9 protein-coding genes are annotated in these 11,186 nt (G+C 70.1%); 5 read left to right on the top strand and 4 right to left on the bottom strand.

Translation table 11 applies throughout. From position 1 onward, the window contains the following. The 3 genes from C4V41_RS62380 to C4V41_RS46165 all read right to left on the bottom strand — a co-directional run. On the bottom strand, positions 1-322 hold a 322-nt coding region (locus C4V41_RS62380; protein WP_160150629.1), incomplete at its 3' end, for a hypothetical protein. 127 nt (positions 323-449) lie between these two features. After that, entirely contained in the window at positions 450-782 is a 333-nt protein-coding gene (locus C4V41_RS46170; RefSeq protein WP_103962386.1) for a helix-turn-helix domain-containing protein, read from the bottom strand. Between the two features lie 225 nt (positions 783-1,007). Next, positions 1,008-1,622, bottom strand: coding sequence for a TetR family transcriptional regulator (locus tag C4V41_RS46165; RefSeq protein WP_103962385.1), 615 nt, complete (start codon positions 1,620-1,622; stop codon positions 1,008-1,010). Between the two features lie 98 nt (positions 1,623-1,720). Here C4V41_RS46165 and C4V41_RS46160 point away from each other — a divergent pair, with 98 nt between their 5' ends. Further along, entirely contained in the window at positions 1,721-2,659 is a 939-nt protein-coding gene (locus C4V41_RS46160) for an aldo/keto reductase (RefSeq protein WP_103962384.1), read from the top strand. Positions 2,660-2,979: 320 nt separating this feature from the next. Here C4V41_RS46160 and C4V41_RS65605 read toward each other — a convergent pair whose 3' ends face one another. After that, entirely contained in the window at positions 2,980-7,371 is a 4,392-nt protein-coding gene (locus tag C4V41_RS65605) for an AAA family ATPase (protein ID WP_200824693.1), read from the bottom strand. An 81-nt stretch (positions 7,372-7,452) separates the two neighbouring features. On the opposite strand from C4V41_RS65605, the gene C4V41_RS66280 reads away from it, so the two are divergent. The 4 genes from C4V41_RS66280 to C4V41_RS46130 all read left to right on the top strand — a co-directional run bounded on the left by C4V41_RS66280 (position 7,453) and on the right by C4V41_RS46130 (position 10,841). Next, complete coding sequence (locus C4V41_RS66280; RefSeq protein WP_200824700.1) at positions 7,453-7,815, top strand: DUF2961 domain-containing protein; 363 nt, start codon at positions 7,453-7,455, stop codon at positions 7,813-7,815. Between the two features lie 69 nt (positions 7,816-7,884). Beyond that, complete coding sequence (locus C4V41_RS46135; RefSeq protein WP_200824692.1) at positions 7,885-9,033, top strand: LacI family DNA-binding transcriptional regulator; 1,149 nt, start codon at positions 7,885-7,887, stop codon at positions 9,031-9,033. Between the two features lie 392 nt (positions 9,034-9,425). Continuing rightward, positions 9,426-9,854 (top strand): hypothetical protein, encoded by a 429-nt coding sequence (locus C4V41_RS63470; RefSeq protein ID WP_200824691.1) that lies wholly within the window; start codon positions 9,426-9,428, stop codon positions 9,852-9,854. Beyond that, positions 9,855-10,841, top strand: a complete 987-nt coding sequence (locus tag C4V41_RS46130) for an L-fucose/L-arabinose isomerase family protein (protein ID WP_200824690.1) — start codon at positions 9,855-9,857, stop codon at positions 10,839-10,841. The last annotated feature ends 345 nt before the right edge of the window (positions 10,842-11,186 follow it).

Here is an 11,186-nt window from a genome sequence, read left to right as displayed (position 1 = left end):
CAATCCCCACTTGCTGATCAATCAGCTGAGTGCCCTCGGCACCGGCCCGGTCTCCAAGATCTACTTCGCCAAGAAGCTCCGCGGTCAGGCTGCGACGCTCGAACGCCTTCGCGTTGATCGGCAGCTTGAGGAAGCCCTCACACACGGCCCGGACCCGCTCCACCTCGCCGCAGTGTTCGGCCTCGACCCCAAGACCGCTATCCGCTACGCCGAGAACGCCCGCGTTCTCCTGGCCACCGCAGCTGAAGAGCAAGACCCCGCCAGGCGCGACGAACCCAAGGGTCGAAACGGTCCATGAGGGATGAAGAACCTTCAGTTCCATCGGATGAACCTTCAGTTCGCATGAACTCTGGGACTTCTACGGGGTCGAGGAACAGGCGGACAGCCGTCGGCGCTGAGAAGGATCTTGCTTGCAGTGAGCTGAGGCGGGTCCTGGTTGCGAAGCTTCCTCAGCTCGTCGCTCGGTCCCGGCGTCGGCGTGCGGCGCGGATCTCGGCGTCGGCGACCTTGTCGGCGAGCAACGCGTACAGCTGGGTGGCCTCGGTGGAGGCGTGGCCGAGGCGGCGGTGGACGGCGTCGTGGGACAACGGCTCGGGCAGCCGCGCCCGGCCGCGGTCCGAGCGCGGACGGCGCACCAGAGCGGCCAGGCCGTCGGCCCGGTAGACGGCACGCCAGCGGCGCAACGTCCGCTCGGCGACCCCGCAGGAGACGGCGAGCCGGGCCAGCGGGACATCGCCCTGGAGGTGGTGACGCAGTAGCCGCCAGCGCTCGAGCGCCGCCAAGCGTTGAGCGTCGCTGCAGCCCGTCAGCGGGGTGGGGTCACCGTCCTGTGCGGCTGCTTCCGTTCACCCGTCCCTTCTCGGCCCCATGACGTCACTGCGGCGGCCCCGTTCGCAGTGTTCCCGCTCTGCTCACGAAACTCGCCGACAAGAGAAGGTCATGCGTGGCCGGCCTGCCGGGCTTCAAGCAGGCCCTTTCGGGTTGGCCGTATACGGCCGAAAAATCGGCTACGCGTCAGCGGCTGTCGGGGCTGTATCACCGGCAGCGGCGGGGAACAAGCGCTGCACGGCGGCGGCGATGGCCGCCCGGCGGGCCGCCAGGAAGGCGTCGCGTTCCTGGTCGAGGGGAACGAGGTCGGTCCGACCGGCCCACGACAAAGCCAGCTGGCTGACGAATACCAGAATGTCCTCGGGCTCCCACGCGGGATCAAGGCGACCGGCGTCCTGCGCCTTGCGCAGTTGCTCGATCTTGCGGCGCAGGGACTCGTGCAACGGGTCATCGGCGGCAGGCTCCCCGGCCGGAAGTTCCAGTTGGCCCCACACCATCAGCCGGTGGCGTTCGGGATGGCGGATGGCGTGGTCATGTAGGCGGCTGGCGTAGCCCGGAAGGTCGGTGGGATCCAACGGGACAGCCTCGGCCATGGCGGCGAGTTCCCGGGCGGCGACGAACCGGTAGAGCGCCTCCTTGGTGCGGAAGTACGCGTACAGGCGTTCTTTGCTGGTCTGAGCCGCCTTGGCGATCCGCTCGACCCGTGCTCCCGCGATGCCGTGGCGGGCGAACTCGGCGGTCGCCGCGGCGATGATGCGATCGCTTGTGGCGTCGGTGCTACTCCGGGAAGCCATGCGCCTCAGCTTACCTAACCGAACCGTTCGGTTTGCTCCAGCGGCAGGTGCATGTACTCTCAAACCGAACCGTTCGGTATGACATCCAGGAGCATTTCATGCAGCAACGCACACTGGGCCGACAGGGCTTGACCGTCTCCGAGGTCGGCTACGGCGCCATGGGCACCGCCATCGGCTACGGCCCCTCCGACGACACCGCGTCGATCACCGCCATCCGCCGCGCCCACGAACTCGGCGTGACCCACTTCGACACCGCGGAGATGTACGGCTGGGGAGAAGGCGAGAAACTGCTCGGCCACGCCCTCGCGCCCATCCGCGACGAGGTGACGATCGCGACCAAGTTCGGCCTCACCAAGACCTTCGGCCGGGACTCGCGGCCGGAGCACATCCGGCAGGTCGTCGAGACCAGCCTGCGCAACCTGAACGTCGACGTGATCGACGTGCTCTACCAGCACGGCCCCGACCCCAGCGTCCCGATCGAGGACGTGGTGGGCGTGATGAAGGAGTTCGTCGATGCCGGCAAGGTCAGGTATCTCGGCCTGTCCAACACCGACGCCGACTCCATCCGGCGTGCCCACGGGGTGCACCCGATCTCGGTCCTGCAACACGAGTACTCGATCTTCGCCCACGACTCTGAGCGGTTCTTCCCCGTACTGGAGGAGCTCGGCATCGGGCTCGTCGCCTACTCCCCGCTCGCCCGTGGCTTCCTCAGCGGCGCCGTCAGGTCCCGCCAGCACTACGACGCCGGCGACTTCCGTCAGCGCATTCCCTGGTGGGCCCCGGAGAACTTCGAGCAGAACCTGGCCATCGCCGGTGAGCTCGCCAAGCTCGCGCAGAGCAAGGGCGTCACCCTGGCCCAGCTCGCCCTGGCCTGGCTGCTGGCCAAGAAGGACTACATCGTTCCGATCCCGGGATCGCGCAGCCCGGAGCGCGTCGCGCACAACATCGCCGCCGCCGACCTCAAGCTGACCGCCGACGAGATCGCCCGCATCGACGAGATCGCCCCCGAAGGCGGCATCGGCGGACGAGGTATGTGACACGGAGGCCAGGAGCTTCACCTGCACAAACAGCTTGAGGGGATGACAGCTCCAGCCAGACGATCAGCGGATGGGCGCCGGCGACGCCACAGCGCCGCCACCCACCTCGGCGACGCCGAGATCCCCCTGCAGCTCATGGGCAAGACCCGCCACAAGAACCCCCGCACCGCCATGCGCTACGCCAAACCCGGCGCCGAAGCCCATCGCCAAGGCCACCGAGGTCCTCGCGCCCGCCGCTAAAAGAGCCAGCTGGCCGACCCGGAAGCATCCTCGGCCAGATGGCTCCGGGCTCCCCGGCCATTCATCGCCGGAGCTCACAGTCAGGGTGACCAGCGCACTTCAGGAGTGGGCTGGTAGCGGCAGGTGGCGCCGGTGGAGACGGAGGTGCGCAGGTGGGAGGCCAGTTCGGGGTGGCGCTGGTCGAGTTGGCGCAGCGTGTTGCGGATGCGGTTGGTGACCGCCTTGCGGGCGCGTTCGGCCTCGTCGCCGAGCCGTCGCGGGCGGCCGCCGAGCCCGGCGGCGGCGCGTAGCTCGTCCAGCAGGGCCTGCCGCTCGGCGTCGAGGGTGGCGGCGCGGCGGTCGTCGCCCAGCTCCGCCGCCCGGTCTATCTCGTCGTCGAGCAGTTCGAGCCGCCGCCGATAACGCCTCCTCGCCTCGTCATCGAGTACGTCGTCACCACCCATGCTCCGCGCCGCGACAACGACCTGCCCACCCGAGGGATTGAGCAGCTCGACCGCAGACACGTCGCTCCCGGGCCGGCCGATGAGGACCCGCAGGTCGGCCAGCCCCTTGGAGTCCGGCAGGTGCACGGTCCGCCCCGCGAACGTCAACGTCCACACCTCGCCGTCGAAGCGGAAGGCGTTGGCGCCGGGGCGCGGCAGGCGTACACGCATGCCGAGATCAGCCGCGTCCCGCTCGACCTGCTCGATGAGCGCGGAGGCGTCGTCGCCCCTGGCCTGGAGCACTTCGGCCAGGCGGGCCCGCGACTCGATCGACCAGGGCCGGGCACCGAGGAGGTCGGCGGCGCGATAGGCCGAGGTGAAGCCGTCGATGGCGGTGTCCCAGCGTTCCTGGGCCGCGTCGAGTACGGCCGCCCAGTGCGCGAACGGGCCCTCGACGGCGACGGTGGCCGTCAGACCCCATTGGCCGATGTACGGGGCGATGGCGGCCCTGGCGTGCTCGCACAGCACGGGATCCTTCGACAGGGCGGCGGCCTGCGCCTGGAACCGCAGCCACAGCGGCGCCATCCAGCGCAGATACTGCTCACCGGTGGCCATGATCTCCGCCAGATGCCGCATCGCGGCCTCGCTCCCGCCGCCCCGCTGCACCTCCGTCACCGCGCGGTGGAGCGGGAAGTGCAGGCCCGCCCGCTCCACCTCGGCCAGTACGTCGTCGGCCACGTCGAGCCGGCCCCGCACCATCGCCGCCGACCAGCGTTGCATCCAGCGCAGCTCCCGCCTGCCGATGCCGGGTTGCCGGCCCAGCTCGTAGGCGGCGTCGATGTGGGCGTCCACCTCGTCGAAGCGGCCGGTGAACGTGGTGAACATGGCCTTCAGCACCGTGGCCTCATGCTGGAACAACGCCAGCTCGGACCCCTCCGCCCGCCCGACGAAGGTGCGTTGCTCGCTCAGGCAACGAGGATCGCCCAGCTCCAGCAGCGCCCCCACCCGCCAGGACCGGGCGGTCAGTTCGAGCTGCGTGTCCCGCGTGCGCCGCGCCACCGCCAGCAGCTCCTCGGTGATCGCCAGCCGCTCGACCGTGGTGCCAGGACCCCAGATGACGCCCAGCCTGGCCAGCAGACTGAACCCGAGCGCCTCGTCGTCCGCACCCCGCCTGGCCAACTCCGCCGCAACGGCACTCAACTCCCGAGCCGCCACCTCCAGCCGCTCACCATCGTCGTCCGCCTCCTGCGGGTATCCCTGGTCCGGCGCGGGGAGGGTGCCGGGATCGCCCAGATGGCCGCTGCCCGGCACTGGGACGACGGCGAGGTCCTCCAGGTGCTGGTGGTTTGACGTGTGGGCGACGGTGGGGGCATCCAGGGGGTTGCGGCCCGGTGAGGAGACGGAAGTCGCCTCGTTCAGGCGGTGGTCAGGCAGCAGCCCGAAGTCGGTGGTCGGGGCATGCGGGCGGTTGAGGTCTGGCGTGGGGGCAGAGACCGGCTTGCCCTCGTGGATGCCAGTCGGCCTGAGGTCGGTGGCCGAGTTGTGGAGGTGGTTGTCGGGCAGCTCAGGGTTGGTGGCCGAGGAATGGAGACGGTTGTCCAGCGGCCCGGGGTCGGTGGCCGGGCTGTGGAAGTGGTTGTCAGGCAGCCCAGCGTTGGCGGGCGGGCCGTGGGGGTGGTCGTCAGGGGTCCCGGGATTGGTGGCCGGGTCTTGGGGGTGGCTGCAGTTCGGCGCAGGGGTGAGGGACGCCCCGTGTGGGTGGTCGGCGAGTGCGGCGGGGGCGGTGGCTGCCTTGTTCAGGTGGCTGTGGTTCGCTGCAGTTGAGCCGGTTGAGCCGGTTGAGCCGGTTGAGCCGGTTGAGCCGGTTGAGCCGGAAGGGTAGGTCCCGCTGGTCGGGTGGGTTGGGCCGGAAGGGTGGATCCGGCCGGTCCGGTGGCCGGTCGGGTGGGTTCGGACGGAAGGGTCGGTCGGGCTGAGCCGGGGGGCCAGATGAGTGAGGTGGTGGTGGGCCTCGTGGACGAAGTCGGTCCAGCGGCCCTGGCCGTCGTAGCAGAGCTCGTGCAGCTTCAGCGCGGTGATCGCCAGCAGGTCGGGGGCGTCGAGGCGGCGGGTGATCGCGATGGCCGCGTCCAGCGTGCGTACGCCTGCGGCCGTGTCTCCGGCCCGGTGTTGTGCCACGCCGAGGTCGAGGGCGATCGTGGCTCGCCGACGTGGGTCTGACGTGGGCGTCAGTTCCAGGGCATGGCGATAGTGCCCGACGGCCTCCTCCTCCGCCAGCCGTGCCTCGGCGTCCTTGGCGGCGGCCAGTAGCAGGTCAGGAGCATCTGGTACGGCGGCCAGGTAGGCGTGGTGGGCCCTGATCGCGGGCAACGCCGGCTCGAGGGCGCGCAGTGCGGCCGCATGCCGGGCACGGGCGCCGGCCGCGTCGAGTTCGGCGTAGAGGGTCTCGCGGACCAGGTCGTGCACGAAGGCGTACCGTCCGGTGCCGAGTGAGGTGACCAGCTTGGCCGACACCGCCTGGTCAAGCGCCCTGCGCACCGCCCCGTCGGAGAAGCCGGTGATGGTGTGGGGTGCACCCGCGCCGGTGGGTGAGGTGATGGTCGAGGGCGGAGCTGGGCGGGCGGCCGGTGTGACGGTTGAGGGCGACGCTGGGCTGGTGGCTGATTGGACGGTCGAGGGCCACGCTGGGTCAGCGGCAGATGGGACGGCTGAAGGGCGGGCCAGGGTGGGGGCTGGTGGGACGCTTGAAGGCGTCGCCGGGGCCATGGTTGGTGAAACGGCGGCAGGTTCCGACGGGGCTCCGGCTGGTGGGACAAGGGCAGGTCCCGACGGGGCCCCGACTGGTGGGACAGGGGTAAGTCCCGTCGGGGCTGCGGGGACGGGGGCAGCTTCGGCCTGGGCGGCGGGAGCGGTGGCCGGGGTCGTGCCTATCTGACCTTGCTGCAGCACGTCTTGTGTTACTGGGGACAGGATGCCTGTGAGCGAGTCGGAAGGCACCGCCAAGGAGTCCCCTGGCGGGGTGGGAGGCGCCGTCGGGACGGCTGTAAGTGAGGTGGGAGCCGTAGCCACGGAGTCTGTAGGTGAGGTGAGAGGCGCGATCACCGAGTCTGTGGGTGAGGTGAGAGGCGCGGCAGGAACGCCTGCGGGCGGGGTGCTTTGGGGGATTGGGGGTGGAGGAGTCAGGGGGACTTGTGGCGAAGTGGGAAGCGTGGGCTGGGGGTCTGGGGGTGAGGTGAGGGCTGTGGCGAGGGACTGGTCGGTGAACTTGCGGCCCAGGACCGCCGCCATTCGCAGCACCTCGCGGGTCCCGTCCGGGAGGCGGGACAAGCGGCGTCGGATCGCCGCGTCCACCCCGGGTGGGATCGTGGCGAGGGGGCTGCCGCCCTGCCACAGGCGGGCGGTTTGTTCGACGAAGAATGGGTTGCCGCCGGTTCGCTGGTGGATCTCGGAGATCAGTTCCTCTCCAGGGGACACCCCCGTCGTACGCGCCACCAGACGGCCCACCTCTTCGTGGTCCAGGCCGGTCAAGGCCAGGGTGGTGGCCTTGGCCTCCAAGGGCAGGCTGAGCGGCCCGTCCACCTCGGCGTCGCGGTAGGTGCCGATCACCAGCAGCCGTTCGAACCACGCGTGCCCCACCACGAACTCCAGCAGTCGCAGCGACGCCGCGTCCGCCCAGTGCAAATCCTCGAGCACCACTACCACCGGTTGCTCTCGGGACGCCTCGACCAGCAGGGCCGTCACCGCGTCATAGAGCTGGAACGCCTCTCCGTCCGGCCCTGCCAGGTCCTGTGGGGTTGTGTCCGGGGCGAGTTGGCGCAGCACCTGCACCCAGGGCCAGTAGCCTGGCGCGCCCTCGCCCTCCCAGCAGGCGCCGGTCAGCAGCCGGGCGCCCCCGTGAACGGCCTCCTCCACCGCGCTCGCCACCAGCGTGCTCTTGCCGATCCCGGGCTCGCCTGTCACGAGCACCAGTGCCCCATGGGTGCTCAGCGCGCGCTCGACCTCGCCACGTAGAACGGCGGCGGGTCGTTCCCGTCCGATGAGCATCGCCATGCGGGAACCTTACGCGGCCGCCCCGACAAAAGGCTCCGGCCTGGTACGTGGGCATCCCCGTGGCCCAGGAGGCTCCGAGTCCTGAGGGCTCCGAGCGCTGAGGGCACCCGGTCCTGGAGGCTCCCAACCCAGGGTGCTGTCGGTTCAGGAGGCTCCTCGTGCAGGGCGGACTCGGCCCAGGACGGGCTGGACCTACCACGCGCCGTACCACGGCATCACCATGCCGGCGGTGACAACTGGAGCGGCGAGATCTCCCTCTACCGCTTCCACATCGAGGCCCCGATCACCTTCAGCGAGTCCATCAGGGTGACGATCGAGCACGGCCACGCCAACAAGCGCTCGGACGGCTTCTCCTCGGTCGCGTACTTATACCAGACCCTTCCGCACCGCCCGTTCGGGCTCGCGCCGGTGGCGGAACGCCTGCCGTTTCCCAGAGGTGAGTAATCGATTTCCAGGCTCAAGATCCAAGATGTCGCCCGCCACGCCGGGGTCTCCGCGGCCACGGTCTCGCGCGTGCTCAACGGCCGCTCGACGGTCAACCCGGAACTGGCCGCCCTGGTGCACGCGGCGGTCCGTGAGCTCGGCTACCGGCCCAACGGCGTGGCGCGCAACCTCAGGCGCAGGCAGACCACGCTGTGGGCGATGCTCGTCTCGGACGTCGGAAACCCGTTCTTCACCTCGCTCGTGCGCGGGGTGGAGGACGGGGGACGGCGGTTCGGCTACTCGGTGGTGCTCTGCAACACCGACGAGAGCCGGGAGCGGGAGGCGGAGTACATCGCGGTGGCGCTGGCCGACAACGTGGCCGGCGTGATCATCTCGCCCGCCGACGACTCCACCGACATCAGCGCCCTGGTGGCGGCGGGGACCGCCGTGGTCACCATCGACAGGGAGCTGGCCGAGACCGAGGTGGACGCCGTCCTGGTGGACAACGAGAAGGGCGCCGAGCAGGCCACGACCCACCTGCTGGAGTCGGGCTACCGGCGGATCGCCTGCATCACGGGGCCCCGGCGGATGTCCACCGCCATGCGGCGGTTGCGCGGCCACCTGCGGGCGCTGCGGGCCTTCGGGGTGCCGCAGGACCGTGCGCTGATCCGGCACGCGGACTTCCGCGAGGAGGGCGGCTACTCGGCGATGGCGGCGCTGCTCGACGAGGGGGTGGAGATGGACGCGGTGTTCGCGGCCAACAACCTCATGACCGTGGGCGCCGTCGAGTGCCTGACCGAGCGTGAGGTGCCCATCGTCCCTGGGCGGCTGGGGGTGATCGGGTTCGACGACATCCCGTGGGCGCGGCTGTTCCGGCCGGGATTGAGCACGGTCCGGCAGTCGACGTACGAGCTGGGGCGGGCGGCCGCGCAACTGCTGGCCGGCCGCATCGACAACCCGGCCCGCCCGGCGGTGCGGATGGTGCTCCAGACCGAGCTCCACCCCAGGGAGAGTTCAGGGCCGGGAGCCACATGGGCCGTGGCGCGACGCCCGCCGTTGCGACCGGAGCGGGCATCGCGCCACGGTGATTCACCCGGGGGCGGTGGGAAAGGGAGAAAGGCCCCCGGGGCTCACCTCAGTGGGCGGTCGCCGAGCAGGTGGCGGACTGCGCCGACCCGATGGGAACCGCCACGCCGAGCACGTTGGCGTTGGGGTTGGGGACGCAGACCGGGAGCTTGAGGTTGTCGGAAACGTTCACGCCGCCGCTCGCGGTGCTGCTGTCCGGGACGACGTTCGCCGACGCCGGTGCGGCGAGCACCGACAGCGCGAACGCCCCGGCTAGAGCGGCGGCGGTGAGACGGGTGGAGAAGTGCATTCGGAACTGCCTTTCTGATCGCGGAGGGGGCCAATGGGTTCCGCAAGCATTGTTTGCCGCCCGCATCGACTACTCAACGTAACCAATGGTTACGATCCGCTGTCAGGCTCGCCCGGCCGACCTGTCCCCGGGCCGGGACCTCACCGTTGCGATTCTGTGACGTGAAGCGCCATTGACGGTCCTGAAGGTGAGATCCAGCTTGGTGCGAAATCGATTTCTCGGCAATCGATTTCTCAACTTTTGGAGGGAACGAACCTTGGCACGCATCGGAGTGTCGAGCATCTCTGACGGGCGCGACTTCGTCGCCCGCGACCTCGTCGGCCACATCGACGACGCCACCACGGCCCTGGCCGAGGCGCTGCGCAAGGAGGGCCACGAGGTCATCGTGGCGCCGGAGATCGTGTGGACCAACGAGCTGGCCACCTCGCAGGCCCGCTGGCTGGCCGATCGGCGGCCCGACCTGACGATCTTCAACTACGCGGTCTGGGCCTTCCCGCACTTCACCATGCTGGCCGCCGAGGCGACGCCGGGGCCGCTGCTGCTCATGGCCAACATCGACCCCGCCCAGCCGGGCATGGTCGGCATGCTGGCCGGCGGCGGCGGGCTCGACCAGATCGGCCGGGTGCACTCGCGCGCCTGGGGCGACATCGAGGACCCCGCCGTCAGGGGCCGGGTGCTGACCTAGGTGCGGGCCGCCCAGGCCGTCCGCGGGCTGCGCGGCTCCACGTTCGGCCGGATCGGCGGGCGGCCCATGGGCATGTACACCGCCGTCGCCAACACCGACCAGTGGATGCGCACGTTCGGCGTGGACGTCGAGGAGATCGACCAGTGGGAGATCGTCCGCCGCAGCGAGCACGCCTCCCAGACCCGGGTCACCGAGGCCAGGGTCTGGCTGGAGACCAAGGGCAACGTGCACTACGACGGCAAGCGGCTCACGCCTGAGCTGCTGGAGCGGCAGATCCGTACGTACTACGCGATGCGCGAGCTCATCGACGAGTGGAACCTGGACTTCTCCGGCATCAAGGGCCAGCCCGAGCTGACCACCCACTTCGTCACGATGGACATCGCCGAGTCCTTCCTCAACGACCCCTACGACTGGGAGGGCCCGAAGGAGACGCACGTCTGCGCGACCGAGGCCGACATGGACGGCGCGCTGACCATGCAGATCCTCAAGCTGCTCAGCGGCGACCCGGTGCTCTTCGCCGACGTCCGGCACTACCACGCCGACAAGGACGTCTGGGACCTGGCCAACTCCGGCCAGCACGCCACCTGGTACGCCGCCCGCTCCGACGACCCCGCCGAGAACCTGGCCAAGACCCACTTCTACCCCGAGGTGTTCTTCTTCCCGGCCGGCGGCGCGAGCGTGCACCACCTGGCCGCCCCCGGCGCCGCCACGTTCGCCCGGCTCACCCGCCGCGACGGCGCCTACCGCATGCACGTCATGCGCGGCGACTTCGAGCTGTACGACGACGCCACCAACGAGGCGATGGCCCGGCAGTCCACGTTCGAGTGGCCGCACGCGTTCACCCGGCTGCACGTCTCGGCCACCGAGTTCCTCTCCCGGTTCGGCTCCAACCACATCCACGCGGTGCCCGGCGACTACGTCGCGGAGCTGCGGGCGGTGTGCGACCAGCTCGGCGTCGCGTTCGAAGGGTTCGGAGATGCGGCTTAGATCCGTCCTGATGACGGCCGTCCTGGCGGCCGGGGTGATGGCGGCGCCCGCGCAGGCACAGGAGCAGGCGAAGGGGCCGGTCGGCTGGGACGTCTACCGGCTGGTCGAGCTGCCCGTAGGTGTGCGGACGAAGCAGTTCTCCAGCTTCGACCGTACGGCCGACAACAATCGTGGAGCCCGATCCGGATGCGGCGGAGGACTACGAACGGCTCTACCACCTCTACCGCTCGACGGCCCACATCGCGCACGCGCTGTGACGAAACTTGGGGTGCGTCGCCACACGTGAACCGGCCTCCACCTCTCCTTCAAGAAGGACCCTGCCGAAGTGCGGCGGAGCGGGAAAGA

The sequence above is a fragment of the Nonomuraea solani genome (genome assembly GCF_900108335.1).
Classification (GTDB): Bacteria; Actinomycetota; Actinomycetes; order Streptosporangiales; family Streptosporangiaceae; genus Nonomuraea; species Nonomuraea solani.
Note: the sequence above shows the minus strand (reverse complement) of the source record. Positions and strands in the feature narration are given on the sequence as shown.